This is a genomic window from Streptomyces sp. NPDC028722 (assembly GCF_040637655.1).
Taxonomy (GTDB): Bacteria; Actinomycetota; Actinomycetes; order Streptomycetales; family Streptomycetaceae; genus Streptomyces.
Genome location: NZ_JBEZWU010000036.1, coordinates 1 through 20,008, shown reverse-complemented (window position 1 = coordinate 20,008; position 20,008 = coordinate 1). Strand labels below are relative to the sequence as shown.

General features: G+C 73.2%; 15 protein-coding genes, 1 tRNA gene and 3 pseudogenes. 10 read left to right on the top strand and 9 right to left on the bottom strand.

The features are described from left to right. Window positions 1-91 precede the first annotated feature (91 nt). A complete protein-coding gene (locus tag AB0F03_RS33845; protein ID WP_361999236.1) occupies window positions 92-1,381 on the top strand; it encodes an ROK family protein in 1,290 nt (429 codons plus the stop codon). Between the two features lie 450 nt (window positions 1,382-1,831). Here the strand turns inward: AB0F03_RS33845 and fusA are convergent, their stop codons facing one another. The 3 genes from fusA to AB0F03_RS33830 form a co-directional block, all read right to left on the bottom strand. Beyond that, window positions 1,832-3,889, bottom strand: coding sequence for an elongation factor G (gene fusA, locus AB0F03_RS33840; protein ID WP_361999234.1), 2,058 nt, complete (start codon window positions 3,887-3,889; stop codon window positions 1,832-1,834). Between the two features lie 301 nt (window positions 3,890-4,190). Next, the gene (locus AB0F03_RS33835) at window positions 4,191-5,477 is read right to left on the bottom strand and encodes an MFS transporter (protein WP_361999232.1); all 1,287 of its coding nucleotides are present in this window, start codon (window positions 5,475-5,477) and stop codon (window positions 4,191-4,193) included. Continuing rightward, on the bottom strand, window positions 5,474-5,968 hold the full coding sequence (locus AB0F03_RS33830; RefSeq protein ID WP_361999230.1) for a MarR family transcriptional regulator: 495 nt from the start codon (window positions 5,966-5,968) through the stop codon (window positions 5,474-5,476). The genes AB0F03_RS33835 and AB0F03_RS33830 overlap by 4 nt, the downstream gene beginning before the upstream one ends. A gap of 108 nt (window positions 5,969-6,076) precedes the next feature. Here AB0F03_RS33830 and AB0F03_RS33825 point away from each other — a divergent pair, with 108 nt between their 5' ends. Both AB0F03_RS33825 and AB0F03_RS33820 read left to right on the top strand, forming a co-directional pair. Continuing rightward, window positions 6,077-6,640 carry a dihydrofolate reductase family protein gene (locus AB0F03_RS33825; protein ID WP_361999228.1) on the top strand — a complete coding sequence of 188 codons (564 nt, stop codon included), beginning with the start codon at window positions 6,077-6,079 and terminating at the stop codon, window positions 6,638-6,640. Window positions 6,641-6,679: 39 nt separating this feature from the next. Then, a pseudogene (locus AB0F03_RS33820) lies at window positions 6,680-6,856 on the top strand (IS5/IS1182 family transposase); the annotation flags it as partial. A gap of 308 nt (window positions 6,857-7,164) precedes the next feature. Here the strand turns inward: AB0F03_RS33820 and AB0F03_RS33815 are convergent. The 3 genes from AB0F03_RS33815 to AB0F03_RS33805 all read right to left on the bottom strand — a co-directional run bounded on the left by AB0F03_RS33815 (window position 7,165) and on the right by AB0F03_RS33805 (window position 9,219). Then, window positions 7,165-7,252, bottom strand: a tRNA-Leu gene (locus AB0F03_RS33815). Window positions 7,253-7,456: 204 nt separating this feature from the next. Then, window positions 7,457-8,404 carry a beta-ketoacyl-ACP synthase III gene (locus AB0F03_RS33810; RefSeq protein WP_361999226.1) on the bottom strand — a complete coding sequence of 316 codons (948 nt, stop codon included), beginning with the start codon at window positions 8,402-8,404 and terminating at the stop codon, window positions 7,457-7,459. Between the two features lie 137 nt (window positions 8,405-8,541). Continuing rightward, window positions 8,542-9,219, bottom strand: a complete 678-nt coding sequence (locus AB0F03_RS33805; RefSeq protein WP_361999223.1) for a hypothetical protein — start codon at window positions 9,217-9,219, stop codon at window positions 8,542-8,544. A 91-nt stretch (window positions 9,220-9,310) separates the two neighbouring features. Between AB0F03_RS33805 and AB0F03_RS33800 the strand changes: the two are divergent. Beyond that, window positions 9,311-9,418 (top strand): annotated as a pseudogene (locus tag AB0F03_RS33800) (Fe-S-binding domain-containing protein); the annotation flags it as partial. 17 nt (window positions 9,419-9,435) lie between these two features. Then, a complete protein-coding gene (gene fdhD / locus AB0F03_RS33795; protein ID WP_361999220.1) occupies window positions 9,436-10,332 on the top strand; it encodes a formate dehydrogenase accessory sulfurtransferase FdhD in 897 nt (298 codons plus the stop codon). Between the two features lie 199 nt (window positions 10,333-10,531). Here fdhD and AB0F03_RS33790 read toward each other — a convergent pair whose 3' ends face one another. Then, window positions 10,532-10,969, bottom strand: a complete 438-nt coding sequence (locus AB0F03_RS33790; protein ID WP_361999217.1) for a MarR family transcriptional regulator — start codon at window positions 10,967-10,969, stop codon at window positions 10,532-10,534. Between the two features lie 126 nt (window positions 10,970-11,095). On the opposite strand from AB0F03_RS33790, the gene AB0F03_RS33785 reads away from it, so the two are divergent. Both AB0F03_RS33785 and AB0F03_RS33780 read left to right on the top strand, forming a co-directional pair. Beyond that, the gene (locus tag AB0F03_RS33785) at window positions 11,096-12,013 is read left to right on the top strand and encodes a zinc-binding dehydrogenase (RefSeq protein WP_361999214.1); all 918 of its coding nucleotides are present in this window, start codon (window positions 11,096-11,098) and stop codon (window positions 12,011-12,013) included. A 115-nt stretch (window positions 12,014-12,128) separates the two neighbouring features. Beyond that, on the top strand, window positions 12,129-14,021 hold the full coding sequence (locus tag AB0F03_RS33780; RefSeq protein ID WP_361999211.1) for a sialidase family protein: 1,893 nt from the start codon (window positions 12,129-12,131) through the stop codon (window positions 14,019-14,021). Here the strand turns inward: AB0F03_RS33780 and AB0F03_RS33775 are convergent. Then, a complete protein-coding gene (locus tag AB0F03_RS33775; protein ID WP_361999209.1) occupies window positions 13,971-14,984 on the bottom strand; it encodes a bile acid:sodium symporter family protein in 1,014 nt (337 codons plus the stop codon). The two genes, AB0F03_RS33780 and AB0F03_RS33775, sit on opposite strands and share 51 nt — an antisense overlap. Window positions 14,985-15,157: 173 nt before the next feature. Between AB0F03_RS33775 and AB0F03_RS33770 the strand changes: the two genes are divergently transcribed. Beyond that, window positions 15,158-16,027 (top strand): LysR substrate-binding domain-containing protein, encoded by an 870-nt coding sequence (locus AB0F03_RS33770; protein ID WP_361999206.1) that lies wholly within the window; start codon window positions 15,158-15,160, stop codon window positions 16,025-16,027. Window positions 16,028-16,052: 25 nt separating this feature from the next. On the opposite strand, the pseudogene AB0F03_RS33765 reads toward AB0F03_RS33770, so the two are convergent. Beyond that, window positions 16,053-16,181, bottom strand: a pseudogene (locus AB0F03_RS33765) (AsnC family protein); the annotation flags it as partial. 869 nt (window positions 16,182-17,050) lie between these two features. Between AB0F03_RS33765 and AB0F03_RS33760 the strand changes: the two are divergent. Beyond that, a complete protein-coding gene (locus AB0F03_RS33760; protein WP_361999203.1) occupies window positions 17,051-18,877 on the top strand; it encodes an AMP-dependent synthetase/ligase in 1,827 nt (608 codons plus the stop codon). A gap of 125 nt (window positions 18,878-19,002) precedes the next feature. After that, window positions 19,003-19,839, top strand: coding sequence for an aldo/keto reductase (locus tag AB0F03_RS33755; RefSeq protein WP_361999200.1), 837 nt, complete (start codon window positions 19,003-19,005; stop codon window positions 19,837-19,839). Window positions 19,840-20,008 lie beyond the last annotated feature (169 nt).

Genomic DNA, 20,008 nt, shown 5'->3' with positions numbered 1-20,008 from the left:
AGTTAAACCCTCGGGAGAAACGCTCGTCAAGGGATGCGGCAGCGACGGCCGGCCCCGCGGGCCCGAAAAAGACGCGAAACAGGGAGGCCAGGTGGCGGGACGGCGCGGTCGTACGGTGCGTGACCTGCGGCGGGAGAGCCGCAGCGCCGTTCTGCAACGGTTGTATTTCGACGGGCCCATGAGCCGGTACGCGCTGGGACCGGCGACGGGGCTCAGTTCGGGCTCCGTCAGCAACGTCGTGGCCGAGCTGCTGGCCGACGGCCTGCTGGAGGAGGCGGGCGTGGTCGGCGCGGACGCGGGCCGGCCACGCCGGCTGCTGCGCGTACGGCCGGACAGCGGACGGCTGATCGGGGTCGACATCGGAGAGACCCGGGTCCGCGTCGAGCTGTTCGACCTGGGCCTCACCGAACTGGCGCGCGCGGAACGACCCTTGGGGCCGCGCGGTTACGCCGTCGACGCCGTCGTCGACCACGTCCGTCAGGGGATCAGCGAGGTGCTGCGGGTGGCCGAGGGCGCCCCCGGCGAGCTGCTCGGCGTCGGCATCGGCGTCCCCGGCATCATCGAGGACACCGGGGAGGACGGCGCGGTCGTCCACGGGCAGACCATCGGCTGGGACGCGGTTCCCCTGGAGCGGCTGCTCCGGCTGAGCGGCGAACTCCCCGCGCAGGTGCCCTGCTTCATCGACAACGGCGCCAAGACGCTGGGGCAGGCCGAGATGTGGTTCGGCGCGGGGCGCGGCGCCCGCAACGCCGTGGTGGTGCTCTTCGGTTCGGGGGTCGGCGCCTGTGTGGTCACCGAGGACGCGGAGCAGGGCCGGGCGGTGGAGTGGGGGCACCTGACACTGCGGGTCGGCGGGCGCCGGTGCCGGTGCGGGGCGCGGGGCTGCCTGGAGGCGTACGCGGGCGCGGAGGCGCTGGTGGCGCGCTGGCGGGAGGCCGGCGGGCGGCCGTCGGCCGGGGCCGGCGAGGAGCGGGCGCTGACCGAACTGCTGGCCGCGGCCCGCCCGGACGACGGGGCGGAGCCCGACCCGGTGGCGGCGGCGGTGCTCGATGAGACCGCCCGGTACCTCGGTGCGGGCCTGTCCGACCTCATCAACCTCTTCCACCCCGAACGGGTCCTCGTCGGCGGCTGGGCGGGCCTCCAGCTCGGCACCACCTTCCTGGAGGAGGTCCGCGCCCACGCCCTCACCCAGGCCCTGCGCTTCCCCGCGGGCCGCAGCCGCATCCAACTGGGCCACCTCGGCCCGGACGCGGTCACGGTCGGCGCGGCGGTCCTCCCCCTGGCCGCGTTCCTCGCCCGCGGCGGACACCGGTTCCACCCCGCCGTACGCCGGGCGGCGCCACCGCCATGGCGGGCGAGCTTGGAGAGCCGGTTGGTGTAGGGCGGGGTGGGTGTAGATGGGGGTGGGGTGGGGTGGGGTGGGGGCCGGGGCAGGAGGGCTCGCCACCGCTCCCGTCGGCCGACCGTTCACCCTCCGGCCGCCCGGCTCCGCCCGTCGCCGGACGCGGTGAGAGACAGGGCGGGGTGGGGCCGGGGCCGGGGCCGGCAGGTTCGCCACCCGCTCCCGCCCGGCCGGCCGTTCGCCCCCGGCCCCCCGGCCCCATCCCTCGCCGACCACGTGCCGTGTGCAGCGGCTGTCCGTGGCGCACGACGGCCCCCGGCCACCGGGCTGTCCTGCCCCCGATCCGTCCGCCCCGCCCGCCCCGCGCCCGGCACACCGTGAGCGGTGCCGGGTGCGGGCCGGCGACGGGGACGCGGTCACCCCACGGGTGCGGCGGTCACCCCGGGGCCACCGTGGTCACCCCGCCGGTGTGGTGGACCGGTGCGGTGGTCACCGTGCGGGTGTCGTCACCGGTGCCGGTGCGTAACCGGCGGGCCGGGTGGTGAACGTGCCCCGGCCCTGGGTACGGCTGCGCAACCGGGTGGCGTAGCCGAACAGTTCGGCCAGCGGCACGGTCGCGGTAAGGACGGCCGCGCCCCCACGGACCTGCGAGCCGCCGACCCGGCCGCGCCGTGCGGCCAGGTCGCCGAGGACCCCGCCGACCGCGTCCTCCGGCACGGTCACCGTGACCTCGGCGACCGGTTCCAGCAGGACGGCCGTACAGGCCCGCAGCGCCGCGCGGAGACCGAGCCGGCCGGCGGTGCGGAAGGCCGTGTCGGACGAGTCCTTCACGTGCGTGGAGCCGTCGGTGAGCGTGACGCACAGCCCGGTCACCGGGTGCCCGCCGAGCGGCCCCTCGGTGAGGGCGTCCCGGCAGCCGGCCTCCACCGCGCGGACGTACTCCTGCGGCACCCGGCCGCCGGTCACGGCCGACCGGAAGACGAAACCGGTGACACCCGCGTCGGGCCCGAGCGGCTCCACGTTCAGGACGACATGCGCGAACTGCCCCGCCCCGCCGTCCTGTTTGACGTGCCGGTACACGAACCCGCGTACTCCCCCGCTCACCGTCTCCCGGTACGAGACCCGCGGCCGGCCCACGGTGACCTCCGGCCCGCCGTCACGGCGGATCCTCTCCACCGCGACCTCCAGATGGAGTTCGCCCCTTCCCGAGAGCACGGTCTGCCCGGTCTCGGCGTCGGTGCGCACCACCAGGGAGGGATCCTCCTCGGCGAGCCGGGCCAGCGCCGTGGCGAGCCGGCCGGTGTCCGTGCTCCGCCGTGCCTCGACCGCCACGGACACCACGGGATCGGCGGCCACGGTCGGTTCCAGCAGCAGCGGCGCCCCGGGGTCGCACAGTGTGGCGCCGGGCCGGGCCGACTTCACGCCCGCGACCGCGACGATGTCACCGGCGACCGCCCGGTCGAGCTGGACGTGCCGGTCCGCCATGACCCGCAGGATGCGCGCCACCCGCTCCGCGCGTCCGGCGCCCGCGTCCCACACGGTGTCCCCCTTCTCCAGCGTGCCCGAGTAGACCCGCACATAGGCCAGACGCCCGGTGGCGCCCGCGTTCACCTTGAACACCAGCCCCGCGAACGGCAGTCCGGGATCGGCGGCCCGCCGCTGTCCGGCACCGTCGCGCACACCGCGTACGGCGGGTACGTCCAGCGGTGAGGGCAGGTAGGCCACCACCGCGTCCAGCAGGGGTTCGATGCCACGGTTGCGGTAGGCGGAACCGCACAGCACGACCACGCCGTCCCCGCTGCGGGTCAGGTCGCGCAGGGCCGCGGTGAGGGTCACGGCAGAGAGGGTCCCGCGGTCGCAGAACTCCTCCAGGGCCACCGGGTGCCGTTCCGCGACCGCCTCCTCCAGCGCGCGCCGCCGCCGTACCGCCTCCTCCCGCAACGCCTCGGGCACCGCCCCTTCCACGGCCGGGCCTTCGCCGTCGTCCCAGACCAGGGACCGCATACGTACCAGGTCCACCACACCGGTGAAGCCGCCCTCGGCGCCGACCGGCAGTTGCACCACCAGCGGGGCGGGATGGAGCCGTTCCCGGATGGAGCCGACGGCGCGGTCGAGGTCGGCGCCCGCGCGGTCCAGTTTGTTGACGAACGCGATCCTCGGCACGCCGTGCCGGTCGGCCTGCCGCCACACCGACTCGCTCTGCGGCTCGACCCCGGCGACGGCGTCGAACACGGCGACGGCCCCGTCCAGGACGCGCAGCGACCGCTCGACCTCGTCGGCGAAGTCGACGTGTCCGGGGGTGTCGATCAGGTTGATGCGGTGGCCGTCCCACGCACAGCTCACCGCGGCGGCGAAGATGGTGATGCCGCGGTCGCGTTCCTGCGGATCGAAGTCCGTGACGGTGGTGCCGTCGTGCACCTCGCCCCGCTTGTGGGTGGTGCCCGTCGCGAACAGGATGCGCTCGGTGACGGTGGTCTTGCCCGCGTCGACGTGGGCGAGGATGCCGAGATTGCGGACAGCGGCGAGAGGGTTGGTGGTCGTACGCACGGCCCGATGCCTTTCGGAGGGTGAAGTGGGGCAGCGCGATCACCCGTGCGCCCGGAAGTGCGCCGGCCTGCGGGCCGCGTCCGGCACATGGCCGCGGCGGCGGGGCGAGGTCAGCGGGGCGTCACGGGATCCGGTGCCGGCCGCGCAGCGGGCACCGGCCCGACGAGGATACGAGGATCACCTCGTACCGGGAACGGGAAGCGACGACGGCGGTGCGCTCACACACGGCCCGGCTCCCCTCACTCGACACGGCGATCACCCCGGCGGCCCACTACGGGGCGACGCCGGATCGGTGGCGAGTCTAGGCAGGACGGTCCGGCCGGGGCACACGGTTTTCCGGGCCCGGAAGCGGTGGGGCGACGCGGACGGCGCCCCGGCCGCGCAGGTCCGCCGTGGTGGCGCCCACCGCGGCCAGGGCGCCGAGGCAGAGCAGGCCACCGCTGACGAGGGCCGCCGTTCCCGAGGTGGCGCCCGCGACCAGGCCGCCGCGCATGTTGCCGAGGTCGGGTCCGGCTTGCCCGACGATCTGTTCGGCCGCGCTGACGCGGCCGAGCAGTGCGTGGGGAGTGTGCGTCTGGACGACGGTGCTGCGGGAGACGACGGAGACGGTGTCGGCGGCACCGGCCAGGACGAGGAAGGCGAGAGCGGCCCATGGGTCGGATGCCAGGCCGAACAGCGTCAACGCGGCGCCCCAGGTGGCGGATCCGGCGAGCATGACGAGGCCGGGGCGGGCGCTCCTGGTGAAGGTCCCGGAGAAGAGGGAGGCGGCGACCCCGCCGACGGCGAGGGCCGTGAGGAACAGGCCGAGAGTGCGCGGATCGCCGCCGAACCGCTCGGCGTTGACCAGGGGGAACAGGCTGATGGGCATCGACAGGACGGTGGTGGCCAGGTCGGTGAGCAGGGCGCCGCGAATGACGGGAGTGCGGCCCAGGAAGGCCAGGCCGTCCAGCACTCCGCGCAGGCCGGGCCGCGCGGGCTCGTCGCCGGGACCCGTCCTCGGCAGACCGAAGGCGCCGTAGAAGGATGCGGCGAACGTCAGGGCGTCGATCAGGTAGCAGGCGCCCGTTCCCGGCCCGCCCGCGACGAGTCCGGCCAGCGCGGGACCGATCAGCATGGCGCTCTGGAAGGCGATGCGTCTCAGCGCCAGTCCCGCGGCCAGTTGCTCCTTGGGCAGAAGGTGCGCAATGAAGGTGCGTGAGGCCGGGCCACCGCCGGCGGCGAAGCAGGACTGGAGGGCGAGCAGTCCCAGCACACCGGCGGCAGGCAGGTGTCCGACCCATGCCTGAAGGGCGAGGAGACACGAACACAGGGCTTGCCCGCTGGTGGTGAGCAGGTAGAACCGCCGCCCGTCCACTCGGTCGACGAGCGACCCGGCGAACAGTCCGAGCACGACGAGCGGAATCGCCTGCGCCAACCCGACGGCGCCCGACCACGTGGTGCTCTTCGTCGTCTGCCAGACCTGGAACAGCACGGCGACCAGCGTCATCTGGCCGCCGAGAACGGACAGAGCCTGCCCGGCCCACAGCCGCCGGAACGCAGGCGAGGACCGAAGCGGAGTCACGTCGATCAGTGCGTGCCGGTACGTCACGCGGGATCCTCGGCCAGCTTCTCGGCGATCCGGTCGTGGAGACTCTTGCGCTCGAGAGCACGCTCGATGTCGGTGACGACCTGGGAGAGCGGGTAGGGGATCTCGGCCTCCAGGTCGGCGAGGGCGGCCTCGGTGGCCCGCCATTCCGCCGCCAGGCGACCGACGACGCGGCGAGCCTCGTCGGTGAGCGTCACCTTCCTGGTCCGCGCGTCGTCGCCCACGACGGTCCGGACCCAGCCGGCCCTACGCATGGCGGCGACTTTCTGGCTGAGCGCCGAATGCGTGCGCTGAACCGACTCGGCCAATTCCGCGATGGTCATGGGACCGCAGGCGTGGAGCCGAAGCAGCTCCATGACGAAGCTGGGCTTGAGCCCGTCGATCTGCTGTTCGGAGTAGATGCGGGCGATGTCGGCGTCCATCGACGCCTGGAGCAGCCGCAGAGGCCGCCAGAGGCTCCGCTGCGTCGGGTCGGACGGGTGGGTGTCGGCCATGCGGCACACCATAACAGTACTTATATAAGTACTGTCACTCTCTCGTCCGACGACTGCCGTCTGCCGGTGGCCGACATACTGTCGAACCCGTTACGAGGAGGACTGCCGATGCGCACCGTGACTTACTCGATGAACGTCTCGCTGGACGGCTACATCGTCGGGCCGGACGGCGGCTTCGACTGGGCGGCACCCGACGGGGAGGTCTTCCGCTTCGTCACCGACCAGATGCGAGAGGTCGGCGTCCACCTGATGGGACGGCGACTGTACGAGACGATGCTGTACTGGGAGACCGCCGACCTGGATCCCTCGCTCGACGAGTCGATGCTGAAGTGGGCCGCGATCTGGAAGCCGCTCCCGAAGGTGGTCTTCTCCACCACGCTGTCGGCGGTGCGGGGCAGTGCCCGCCTGGTCTCCGGCGGCCTGGCGGAGGAGATCGAGCGGTTGCGGGCCGAGCCCGGGGAGGGCGACATCGCGATCGGCGGCGCGACCCTCGCCGCCGAGGCGGCCGCGTCGGGTCTGATCGACGAGTACCGGGCCAGGGTCTGCCCGCTGCTGGTCGGCGGTGGCATTCCGTTCTTCCCCCGGCGCGAGCGCCGGGTGGACCTCGAACTCCTCGAAACCCGCACCTTCAGCTCGAAAGTCGTCTACCTCCGCTACCGCGTGGCGCGCTAGAGCGTGCGTCTCTCCGACGGGTCGGTCAGTCGATCGGATGTGTCTGTCCGGTCAGTGATCACTGATGCGATGTGGGACGGGATCGATCCGCTGGCGCCGGCCGATCCGGTCCGCGGACGACGGTGGGCCGACCACCTCCGCACACGCCATCGCATGGAAGTACCGCACCAGCTCGCCCGGGACCTCCCCGAGGAGCTCGGCTCGTTCCAGACCGCCAAGCACTCGACCTTCTGCCCGCGCGGAGGCGCTCACCGGAGTTCGCCCACCTGTTCCGGGGCGGTCCGGGGTGAGCGGAGAAGTTCCAGTCGGATGCCGTCCGCTTGCGGGGTCCGGGCGAGTGGATCCAACCGGGACTGGAGTTCCTGCCCGACCGCCGAGGGAGCGAAGAAGCCGGCCGCTTCCAGTGACAGCCGTACCGGCCTGCCCCCTGGTCCGACCAGGAGATGCGTTCGGCTGTTGGTCACGTGGCTGGTCACGCCACAGCCTGATGAACAGAAAAACCCCAGATCAACTGGGGTCTCTGCTGGTGTCCGAGGGGGGACTTGAACCCCCACGCCCGATAAAGGGCACTAGCACCTCAAGCTAGCGCGTCTGCCATTCCGCCACCCGGACGAGGTGTCCGCCGCCACGTGGGTGTGTTCCCCGCGGCGACATGGACAACAATACCAAGGTTTCGGAGTGCGTTTCACCTGCGTAACCGCACGCCGGGCGGTGTCCGGGGCGGCCCGGGAGCCGGTGGGCCGACGGCCGTGCACCGTGTGCGAGAGCGCGTGTACGACAGGTGAGAGTGACGGGGGGAGCCGGGGCTCCGGGGTCTCACGGGCAGCGTACGACCTGCCCGGCGTACGACAGGTTGCCGCCGAAGCCGAACAGCAGCACCGGGTCGCCGGTGCGCAGCGCTCCCTGTTCGACCAGCTTGGAGAAGGCGAGCGGGATGCTGGCGGCCGACGTGTTCCCGGACTCGGTGACATCGCGGGCGACCACCGCGTTGACGGCGCCGATCTTCGCGGCCAGCGGCTCGATGATCCGCAGGTTGGCCTGGTGCAGGACGACCCCGGCGAGATCGGCGGGTGCCATCCCGGCCTTCTCGCAGGCCTGGCGGGCGATGGCCGGCAGGCGGGTGGTGGCCCAGCGGTAGACGCTCTGCCCCTCCTGGGCGAACCGCGGCGGCGTGCCCTCGATGCGTACAGCGTGCCCCATCTCCGGCACCGACCCCCACAGCACGGGCCCGATCCCGGGCTCCTCCCCCGGCCGGCAGGCCTCCACCACGGCGGCCCCGGCGCCGTCGCCGACGAGGACGCAGGTGCTCCGGTCGGTCCAGTCGGTGACGTCGGACATCTTGTCGGCGCCGACGACCAGGGCGCGGGTGGCCGCGCCGGCCCGGACGGTGTGGTCGGCGGTGGCCAGCGCGTGGGTGAACCCGGCGCACACCACGTTCACGTCCATCGCGGCGGGCCGCGGGATGCCGAGCCGGGCTGCGACGCGGGCGGCCGTGTTCGGGGAGCGGTCGATCGCGGTGGAGGTGGCGACGAGGACCAGGTCGATGTCGTGCGGCGCCAGGCCGGCCGCGGCGAGCGCCTTGGCGGCGGCGTGCGCGGCGAGTTCGTCGACGGGTTCGTCGGGGCCGGCGATGTGCCGGGTGCGGATGCCCACCCGGCTGCGGATCCACTCGTCACCGGTGTCGACCATGCCTGCCAGATCGTCGTTGGTGAGCACCTTGGCGGGCTGGTAGTGACCGATGGCGGCGATGCGCGAGCCGTTCATGCAGGGGATCCCCTCGTTGCCGGGTAGCGGGATCCTTCAGTCTGAGCAGTGACTCACGGGTACGACGGCAGGTGAAGCCACAGGAATCGGGTGTCGGGATTGTCGGCTCCGGTCAGAGCGTAGGTCGTACGCTCCGGTCAGGGCGCAGGTCGTACGCTCCGGTCAGGCCGTCGGTCGTACGCTCCGGCCCGGAGCGCCGGACGTGCGCGCGAGCGCGCCGCCTCACCATCCGGTGCGCGCCTCGCCGAGCACCGTGCCGCCGATGTGCGCGGCGAGCGCGGCGGCGCGGGCGGGTCGCCCCACTTCGTCGTGTGGACGAAGACGGTGTGCCGGCCGGACCACCGTTCGCCGTCGGCGTCGTCGCAGTGGAACAGGATCTGGACGCCGTCGTATCCGGCGAGGCCCGGACGGTCGGCGTCCGGGTCGTCCGGCCAGGCGCCGTGCCGGCCGATGCCGGCCCTGCCCCGGCCGAGGGCCGCGACGAAGCGGTCCTCGACGGTTCCCCACGGCACACTCGCCCAGACGTGCAGGGGCAGCCCCGGGCGGAGCGCGGCCTCGTCCGCCGTCGCGACGTGGAGAGCGAAGGAGAGGTACGCGCCCGTGGCCGGATCGGTCCGGGTCTCCGCGTGCTCGAACCGGGCGCCGGGCAGGACCCCGGCCATCCGGCGCACATCCTCGGCCGTCTCCAGGTCGGCCGTGAGGTGCACCCGGTCCTCGCGCCGCGCCGTCAGGAGGTCCGCGAGTAGCCTGGCCTGCCGGTATGCGACCGTCTTGGCGGTGGAACGGAGGACGGGGTATGCCCGTGAGTTGCCCATGGTCCGCACGATCACACACCGCGGGCGCCCGGGCGGCAGCTTTTTCGCCGGCCCGCCTGGGGGTACCGGGGTACCGGAAGCGGGCCGCACGCTCAGCGTCCGTGTGCAGGACAATGAGACGGTGAAGGTCGCCTCGCCGTACGACGGCCGGGTGACCCACGGCTGCATCAAGGGCCGTTCCGGCCACCACGTACCGAACCCGGGGCTGATCAGAACATGGGACGAGTCACGGAACGACGCAGGGTCCTCCGCATCCGGGACGGGGCGGTGTCCGCCCGGCCGGACACGCTGGTCGCCGAGGAGCCGCTGGAGATCCGGCTGAACGGCAAGCCGCTCGCCATCACCATGCGCACCCCGGGCGACGACTTCGCGCTGGCGGCGGGGTTCCTGGTGAGCGAGGGCGTCCTGGCCACGGCAGCCGACCTCCAGAACATCGTCTACTGCGCGGGGGCCACCGGGGACGGCGGTGCGAACACCTACAACGTGGTCGACGTGAGGACCGCGCCGGGCGTCACGCTCCCGGACTTCAGTCTGGAGCGGAACGTCTACACCTCGTCCTCGTGCGGGCTGTGCGGCAAGGCCAGCCTGGACGCGGTCCGTACGACCACGCGCTGGCCGATCGCCGACACTCCCCCGCTGCGGGTCACGCCCGAGCTGCTGGCGGCCCTTCCCGACCGGCTGCGCGCGGCGCAGCGCGTGTTCGACCGGACCGGCGGCCTGCACGCGGCGGCCCTGTTCGGCGAGGACGGCGAGCTGCTGGACACCCGGGAGGACGTGGGCCGGCACAACGCGGTCGACAAGCTGGTCGGCCGGGCGCTCCAGCACGGTGGGCTGCCGCTGTCCCGGACGATCCTCATGGTGTCGGGCCGCGCCTCGTTCGAGCTGGCGCAGAAGGCGGTGATGGCGGGCATCCCGGTGCTGGCGGCGGTGTCGGCGCCGTCCTCGCTGGCGGTGGACCTGGCGGCGGAGACCGGCCTGACGCTGGTCGGCTTCCTTCGGGGCAACTCGATGAACGTGTACGCGGGCGAGGACCGCGTCGTCCTGCGGGAGAGCCCGGAGCGGGAGGGCCAGGAGCGGGAGCGCCGGGAGACCGAGGCCGCCACCCAGGGCTGACCATGCTCCCGGTGCCGGTCCGGTGAGCGGACCGGCCCGTCGGCGCGCGCGTTCGCCGACCCCTGCGTTCGCCGGTCCTCACGTATCCGATGCCCGCGTTCGCCGGTCCCCGCGTTAGCCGATGCCCGCGTTCACCGACCCCCGCGTTCGCCACCGCCTCCGTTCGCCGGCGCCCCGTCGCCGCCGCCAGCCGCCGCCGTCAGCCGTCCGTGCCGGAGACCCGGACCAGCAGGCCCGTGAACTGCTCGCGTTCGGCGGCCGTCAGCGGGGCGAGCAGGGCGTCGTTGGCCTCGCGGGCGGCCTTTTCGCAGCGTACGAGGAGACGCGCGCCGTCCTCGGTGAGGGTGACGGCGTTCTTGCGCCGGTCGCGGGGGTCGGGGGCGCGGTCGACCAGGCCGGTGGACTGGAGGTCGTTCAGGATGCCGACGACGTCCTTGGGGTCGAGGCTCACGGCGCGGCCGAGGTCGGCCTGGGCGACGGGGGCGAGGTCGCGGACGGCGGACAGGATGACGTGGTGCCACATCCGCAGACCCTCGGCGGCGAGGGCGTCGGCGACCAGGGCGCGGCCCCGCGCGGCGGCCCGGCCGAGCAGCCAGCTGGGGAGGGAGCGGATCGCGGGCAGAGGTGCTTCGGCCATGCCGGAAGCCTAGCCCAAGAATCATTGGACATCCCAACGAGCCTTCCCTATCGTTGGGGCTCCCCACGAATTCATAGGTCTTCCCAACGATCTCGCCGGGCGTCCCCACCCGGCCATGGAGGTGCGATGCGTCGTGTCCGGTACGAGTCCGCCGGCGGCCCCCTGTTCCTGGAGGAGGTCCCCGTGCCCGAGCCCGGCCCCGGGGAGCTGCTGGTGCGCTGCGCGGCCGTCGGCGTCACCCTGCCGACGGTCCGCAAGGTCACCGAGGCCGCGGAGCCGATCGCGCTGGGCGGGGAGATCGCCGGCGAGGTGGTCGCGGCCGGCCGGGGCGTGACCCGGTTCCGGTCCGGCGACCGGGTGACCGGTCTGTGCTTCGGGTACGGGTACGCCGATTTCGCCGTCCTGCGCGAGGACATGACCTCACCGGTACCGGACGGCGCGGACGCGGTGACGGCGGTCGCGCTGGTGCGCAGCGGTCTGGTGGCGCTCGGGGCCCTGGATGCGGCACGGCTCACGCCCGGGGAGTCCGTCCTCGTGACGGCGGCGGCGAGCGGGGTCGGGCACCTCGCGGTGCAGCTGGCGCGGGCGCGGGGCGCGACCCGGGTAGTGGGGGCGGTGTCCGGGCCGGGGAAGGCGGCGTTCGTCCGGTCGCTGGGCGCGGACGACTGCGTCCGGTACGGCGACGACGGGTGGGGCGAACCCGTCGACTGCGCGCTGGACGCTGTGGGCGGTGACCTGCTCACCCCCGCCCTCGCCGCGCTCGCCCCGCACGGCCGACTGGTCGCGTACAGCTCCGGCGGCGGCACCGTCCGGGCGTACGACCTGCTGGTGGGCGCCAAGTCGGTGATCGGGTTCCAGATGGCGCTGATCGCCCGCAACCGGCCGGAGGTGTACGAGCGTTGGCGGCGGGAGCTGTGGCGGCTGTACACGGAGGGTGCCGTACGGCCCGCCGTGCACGGGGAGTTCGCCCTGGAGGACGCGGCGAAGGCGCACGAGGTGATCACCACCCGGGCCAACCTCGGCAAGGTCGTCCTGCGCCCGTAAGTGCCCGCACGCTCCTTGTGAGGCGCTGCGTCCCCAACTACCTTCGAGGGGACGCACGTTGGACGTGGGATGTCCGGATGTCCAGTCGTCCGGCTGAGGAAGGGCAGGTCGCTCCGTGCCGTCAGGTCTTCGCGCCCGTCTCAGATCCGCCCGTCTCAGATCCGCACTGGCCACCGCCGTCCTCACCACGGGCGCGCTGCTGACACCGCTCCTCCCGGCCCACCCGGCGCAGGCCCGGCCGGCCGGCGGTCCCCCGGAGTTCGAGCAGCAGGTGCTGTTCCGGGCCTCCCAGGACCCGGGGTACGCGTGCTTCCGTATCCCGGCGGTCGTGCGGGCGGCCGACGGCACACTGCTGGCGTTCGCCGAGGGCCGGGTCCTCAACTGCGGGGACGCGGCCGACATCGACATCGTGCTCAAGCGGTCCACCGACGGCGGGCGCAGTTGGGGTCCGTTGCAGGTGGTCGACGAGGGGGCCGGCGACACCCACGGCAATCCCGCGCCGGTCGTGGACCGTTCGACCGGACGCATCTGGCTGGCGGAGACGTACAACACGGGTCGTACGGACAGCGCCAGTTGCTCGGTGCCGTGCGATCGCACCCCCCATCTGCGGTACAGCGACGACACCGGCCGGACGTGGTCGCCCGCGCGTGACCTGAGCCCGGAGATCCTGCCCGCCGACTGGAACTCCTGGTACGCGACCGGGCCGGTGCACGGCATCCAGCTCACCCGCGGGCGGTACGCGGGGCGCCTGGTGTTCGGGGTCAACACCGAGACCTGGGACGGCGGCAGGGTCAGCGCCAACCACGCGGCGCTGATCGTCAGCGACGACCACGGGGAGCACTGGCGGATCGGCGCCACCGACACCTGGCCCGTCGCCGCCGACGGGACCTTCCGGCAGAAGCCCTCCGAACTGACGCTCGCCGAACGCGGGGACGGTTCGGTGCTGGTCAGCGGCCGGGAGCAGGACGGCACCGACCTCGGCCACCGCACGCAGGCCGTCAGCCGTGACGGCGGGAGCAGCTTCACCGCGCCGTTCCGCGCCCTGCCCGGCCTGTACACCCCGCAGGTGCAGGGCTCGCTGCTGCGTCTGGGCGACCGCCTGCTGCTCGCCTGCCCCGCCGACCCCGACCGGCGCCGCACGATGATGATCCGCTCCTCCTACGACGGCGGCCGGACCTGGGACACGGTGGACCGCGGCACGGTGGTCACCCCGGACTGGTCCGGCTACTCCGATCTGGTGCGGGCCGACTCCGGCACGGTCGGTCTGCTGTACGAGGGCGGCGCGGTGGACGCGCGGGACGAGATCCGTTTCGCCCGCTTCACCGAGGACTGGCTCGCGCCGCGCCGCGATCCCGACCCGGTCACCGCCGACCGCGCCCACTACGCCCGCCCGGCCGCGGTGCTCGGCGGCGCGCAGGAGACGGACGGGGTGTCCGGGGGCGCGCTTGAGTTCGACGGCGCCGACGACGCCGTACGCCTGCCCTACCGCCCGGAACTTCCCCTGGACGAGCAGGACTTCACGGCGTCGCTGTGGTTCCGGTACACGGTGACGGCCGGGGAGCAGCCGATGCTGTGGATGGGCGGCATCGGCACCGGCCAGCCGCAGGTGTGGCTGCGCGGCGAACCGGCGAACCACCGCCTCCAGGGGCTGGTGACCGTACGGGACGGTGCCGGTGCGCCGCAGACCGCGTACGTGCGCACGGACACCGCGTACAACGACGGCCAGTGGCACCACGCCGTGCTCCGCCGGGGCGCCGGCCGGCTGTCGCTGTCGGTGGACGGCACCCGGTCGGACGTCGCCGGCCCACCGGGTTCCGTCAGCCGCAACTCCCCCTTCGGCGTCCACCTCGGTCAGCGCATGGACGGCCGCGCCTACTTCACCGGCGCGCTGGACGAGGTGCGCGTCTGGGACCGGGCGCTGACCGACGCCGAGCTGGCGGATCCCCGGGTGCTGCGGTCAGCGCGGGACACGGTCCTGTGGCTGCCCCTGGACGCCGTGCGCGGCTGACTCCCCGGCCGGGTCCGTGCTCGCCTGCGGATCGCGGGCCCGGCGTTTGGCGATGACGGCGCACACCATCAGCTGCATCTGGTGGAACAGCATCAGCGGCAGCACGGCCAGGGAGGCGTGGGCACCGAACAGGACGCTGGCCATGGGCAGTCCCGAGGCGAGGGACTTCTTCGACCCGGCGAACTGGAGGGCGATCCGGTCCTCCCGGCCGAAACCGAGCGCCCGGCCGCCGTACCAGGTCAGGGCCAGCATCACGGCCAGCAGGACGGCCTCCACGGCCAGCAGACCGGCCAGCCGTACGGCGCTGACCTGGTGCCAGACACCCTGGTTCACGCCCTCGCTGAACGCGGTGTAGACGACCAGCAGGATGGAGCCGCGGTCGACGAGTCCGAGGACCCTCTTGTGCCGGGCGACGAAGTCCCCGATCCAGCGCCGCAGCAGCTGCCCGGCGAGGAACGGCACCAGGAGCTGGCCCACGATCTTCACCAGCGAGTCGGCGGAGAACCCGGCCTCGCCGCCGAGCAGCCCCGCCACGAGCAGCGGGGTGAGCACGATGCCGGCGAGGGAGGAGAAGGAGCCGGCGCAGATCGCCGCGGGCACGTTGCCGCGGGCTATCGAGGTGAACGCGATCGACGACTGGATCGTGGACGGCACCAGTGTCAGGAACAGCAGGCCCTGGTAGAGCGGCTGGGTCAGCACGGCCGGCACGAGCCCGCGCGCGGCGAGCCCGAACACCGGGAAGATGACGAAGGTGCAGGCCAGGACGGTGAGGTGGAACCGCCAGTGGGTGAGTCCGGCCAGCGCCTCCCGGGTGGACAGCCGGGCGCCGTAGAGGAAGAACAGGAAGGCGATCGCGGCTGTGGAGGCCCCCGAGGCGACGTCCGCGCCGGTGCCGACGGCCGGGAACAGCGCGGCGAGGCCCACCGTCCCGAGCAGCAGCACGATGTACGGGTCGATCGGCATCCGAGCCGGCCAGCGCAGGCGATTCACAGTGCTCCGGTGTGCTGTGCGTGTGTCGTGCGGTCCCGGGCCCGCGGGGCCCCTCCACCATCGTGCCCCGCCCGCGGCCGATCGGGAAACCCGCACACCGTGCTGACAGTCATCATGAACCGCGATGACCGGGCTAGGCTCGGGGTGTGTACGAACCGACGCAGCTGCGCACCTTCCTGGCGGTCGCCCAGACGCTGAGCTTCACCCAGGCGGCCCGGCGGCTGGGGCTGCGCCAGTCCACGGTCAGCCAGCATGTCCGCCGGCTGGAGGACGCGGCCGGCCGGCAGCTGTTCTCGCGGGACACGCACGCGGTGGAGGTGACCGAGGACGGCGAGGCGATGCTGGGGTTCGCCCGCCGGATCCTGGCCGTGCACGAGCAGGCGACCGCGTTCTTCACCGGCACGCGCGTGCGTGGCCGGCTGCGCTTCGGCGCCTCGGAGGACTTCGTCCTGACCCGGCTGCCCGAGATCCTGGAGGCCTTCCGCTACGACCACCCGGAGGTCGACCTGGAGCTGACGGTGGAGCTGTCCGGCACCCTGCACGAGCGGCTGGCCGCCGGGAAGCTGGACCTGGTGCTGGCCAAGCGGCGGCCGGAGGATTCCCGCGGCACGCTGGTCTGGCGCGACGACCTGGTGTGGATCGGCGCCGAACGGCTGCGCCTGGACCCCGACCGGCCGGTCCCGCTGATCGTGTACCCGCCGCCCGGCCTCACCCGGGCCCGGGCGCTGGAGGTGCTGGAGCGGCAGGGCCGGCAGTGGCGGATCGCGTGCACCAGCGGCAGCCTCAACGGGCTCATCGCCGCGGCCCGGGCCGGCCTCGGTGTGATGGCCCACTCCCGGCGGCTGATCCCGCCCGGCCTGTTCCGCCTGCCCGAACGCTCCGGCCTGCCCGAACTGGGAAAGGTGGACTTCGTCCTCGTCCACGGCAGCCGCCGCGGCGCGACCGAGGGCGCCGCGGACGCCCTGGCGGCGGCGGTCCTGGCGGGCGGGGAGCGACTCCGGCGGCGGGGCGGATGACGGGAGGGCCGGGCGGGACTCCGCGTCAGCGGGGCAAGGGGTACGTGAGCTGCTTGACGCGGCGCGGGAACGGGATCGTCTCGACGTGCTGGACGCCGTCGAGGCGGCCCAGCGGTCCGCTCAGGCAGCCGTACAGCCCGGCGGTGTCGCGGACACAGGCCGGCCCGACGCCCCGGGCGGCCACGGGGCGCGGGGTGGCCCACGGGGCTCGGGGGGCCAAGAGGCGCGGGGTGGCCCACGGGGCTCGGGGGGCCAAGAGGCGCGGGTAGGCCGAGGGGCGCGGGGCAGCCGAGAGACGCGGGGCAGCCGAGGGGCCGGTAGGACCCAGGACGCGGGTAGGGCAGTAGGCGGGGGACGGCCAGGCACGGAGCAGCCAGGACGCGCGGCACGGTCACGGCGCGCGGAACGGACACAGGACGCGATGCGGCCGAGGGACGCGGGAAGGACAGCGGCCGGGGGGCGGCCGGGGGTGGCGCAAACACCAGGTGGGGGCCGGCCCCCGGACGCACGCCCGGCGCGGGACGGTCAGGAGCCTCAGGCTCCCGGGCCGCCCAACCTCAGCCCCCGGCCACCCAGGCCCACCCTCCGCCGCTCAGGACGCACGCCCGGCCCGGGACGGCCACACACCGCGAGTTCCCGGGCCACCCAACCCCGACCCCCGGCCGCCGAAGCCGGCCCCCGGCCGCTCAAGCCCGCCCCCCGGACATAAGAACCCGGCCCTCCGGCTGCCGAAATCCGGCTCCGGGGCCGCTGAGGCCCGGCCCGGGGCGCCCGGGCGCGCGGGGGGCCGTAACCGGCCCGTACAGATTCGGTGGAGATTACGGTACCGAAACTTACTGACCCGTCAGTATTGTGTCCGGCCCCTACCCATGTGCGGGCATTTCACGACCCCCGGCCGGGGAGAACGTGAGGTTTGCTACCTTTCCGTACCCCTCCCGCATGCCGGGCGGGTGGGGTAGCTTTCACGGCCTGACGGCGGTGTGCCGGCCAACGTCACTGAGGCGCGAGACACAGGGAGCGAGGTTGCGCGAGTTCACCAACCCGCCGCTGGAGTCGCCGGTGCCGGTCGGCGGTCTGGCGGATGCCGTCTTCGAGCACGCGGTGACCGACCCGCTGCACATCGCCCTCGGCCGCAAGGACGCCTCCGGGCAGTGGCGGGACGTGACCGCCGCCGGGTTCCGCGACGAGGTCATGGCGCTCGCCAAGGGCCTCCTCGCCCGTGGCGTCCGGTTCGGCGACCGCGTCGCGATCATGTCCCGCACCCGCTACGAGTGGACCCTGTTCGACTTCGCCCTGTGGACGATCGGCGCCCAGGTGGTGCCCGTCTATCCGACGTCCTCGGCCGAACAGTGCTTCTGGATGCTGCACGACGCCGAGGTCTCCGCCGCGGTCGTCGAGCACGAGGACCACGCCATGACCATCGCCACGGTCATCGGCCGGCTGCCGCGGCTGCGTGAGCTGTGGCAGCTGGACGCCGGCTGCGTGCAGGAGCTGTACGACGCCGGGGCCCACCTGGAGGACGAGATCGTGCACCGGCACCGGCAGGCCGTCACGCCGGACTCGGTCGCCACGGTCATCTACACCTCGGGCACCACCGGCCGCCCCAAGGGCTGCGTCCTCTCGCACGGCAACTTCATGTTCGAGGCGGACACCGTCATCCGGCGGTGGGAGCCGGTGTTCCACTCGAAGAAGGGCGACGAGGCGTCGACCCTCCTGTTCCTGCCGCTGGCGCACGTCTTCGGGCGGATGGTGGAGGTCGCCGCGATCCGCGGCCGGGTCCGCTTCGGGCACCAGCCGCAGCTGAACGCCGCCGCCCTGCTGCCCGACCTGGCCGCGTTCCGTCCGACGTTCATCCTCGCGGTCCCCTACATCTTCGAGAAGGTGTTCGCCTCGGCTCGCCGCAAGGCCGAGAAGGACGGCCGGGCCGGGGCGTTCGAGAAGGCCGTCGACATCGCCGTGCACTACGCGGAGGCCGTCGAGGCCAAGGCCTGGGGCACCGGGCCCGGCCCGTCGGCGGGACTGCGGATGCAGCACCAGCTGTACGACAAGCTGGTGTACGCGAAGATCCGCGCCGCGATGGGCGGCCGGCTGCGCAACGCGATGTCCGGCGGATCGGCGATGGACCGCCGGCTGGGACTGTTCTTCGCGGGCGCGGGCGTGCAGATCTACGAGGGCTACGGCCTGACCGAGTCGACGGCCGCGGCGACCGCCAATCCGCCCGAGCGCACCCGCTACGGCACCGTGGGGCAGGCCGTTCCGGGCGTCACCGTGCACATCGCCGACGACGGGGAGATCTGGCTGCACGGCGGCAACGTCTTCCAGGGCTACCTCAACAACCAGAAGGCCACCGACGAGACCCTGCACGACGGCTGGCTGGCCACCGGGGACCTGGGTTCCCTGGACGCGGACGGCTATCTGACCATCACCGGCCGCAAGAAGGAGATCCTGGTGACCTCCGGCGGCAAGAGCGTCTCCCCGGGCGCGCTGGAGGAACGGGTCCGCGACCACCCGCTGGTCAGCCAGTGCATCGTCGTCGGCAACGACCGCCCTTACATCGCCGCCCTGGTCACGCTCGACCAGGAGGCGGTCGCCCACTGGCTCCAGATGCGCAACAAGCCGAGACCGGCCCCGGCCGAGCTGGTGCGCGACGCGGACCTGGAGGCCGAGGTGCGGCGGGCGGTGGTCGCCGCGAACACCCTGGTCTCCCAGGCCGAGTCGATCCGCACCTTCCGCATACTCGCCCAGCCGTTCACCGAGGAGCACGGCCTGCTGACGCCGTCGCTGAAGCTGAAGCGCAAGGCGATCGAGAAGGCGTACGAACGTGAGGTCGAGGCGCTGTACCGGGCGTGAGGAGCCGCTCCGGGTGTGACGTGCGGCATGGAGGAGATCGGATCGCGTGGTCAGGAATGCATGGCGGCCCGTGATCGTTGAGCATGTCAGTACCCCCTGTCGACAAACGAAGGATCAAGAGGCTCGTGAGCAGCAAGGTCCCCCCGATCATCCTCAACAACGGCGTCGAGATGCCCCAGCTGGGTTTCGGCGTCTGGCAGGTGCCGGACGACGAGGCCGAGCGGGCCGTCACCACGGCGCTCGAGGCCGGGTACCGCAGTATCGACACCGCGGCGATCTACGGCAACGAAGAAGGCACCGGCAAGGCCATCGCCGCCTCCGGCCTGCCCCGTGAGGACGTCTTCGTCACCACCAAGCTCTGGAACAGCGACCAGGGGTACGACTCCACGCTGCGCGCCTTCGACGCGTCGCTGGAGAAGCTGGGTCTCGACTACGTCGACCTGTACCTGATCCACTGGCCGCTGCCCTCCCGGGACAAGTACATCGACACGTACAAGGCGTTCGAGAAGCTGCACGCGGACGGCCGGGCGCGCGCCATCGGCGTGTCCAACTTCCTGCCCGAGCACCTGCGCCGGCTGATCTCCGAGACCGCCGTCGTCCCGGCCGTCAACCAGATCGAGCTGCACCCGCATCTCCAGCAGCAGGCCGCCCGTGACTTCCACGCCGAGCGGGGCATCGCCACCGAGGCCTGGTCGCCGCTCGGCCAGGGCAAGGGCCTGCTGGAGGTGCCGGCGGTGGTGGCGATCGCGCGGAAGCACGACCGCACCCCGGCCCAGGTCGTGCTGCGCTGGCACGTGCAGCTCGGCAACATCGTCATCCCGAAGTCGGTGACGCCGTCCCGGATCAAGGAGAACATCGAGGTGTTCGACTTCAGCCTGGACGACGAGGACCTCGCGGCGATCAGCGCCCTGAACGAGGACCGGCGCCTGGGGCCGGACCCGGCCGCCTTCGACATGGCCTGATCCCCCGGACCCCGGCGGACCAGGCGGCACCGGACCGCGGTACACACGGCCGTGCGCCCCGCTCAGCGGCGGGGCTGGTCCGGCCCGGCACCGGCGTGGTGGTCTCCCCGCTGATCGCCCTCATGCAGGACCAGGTGGACGCCCTGCGCGCCCTCGGCGTCCGCGCCGG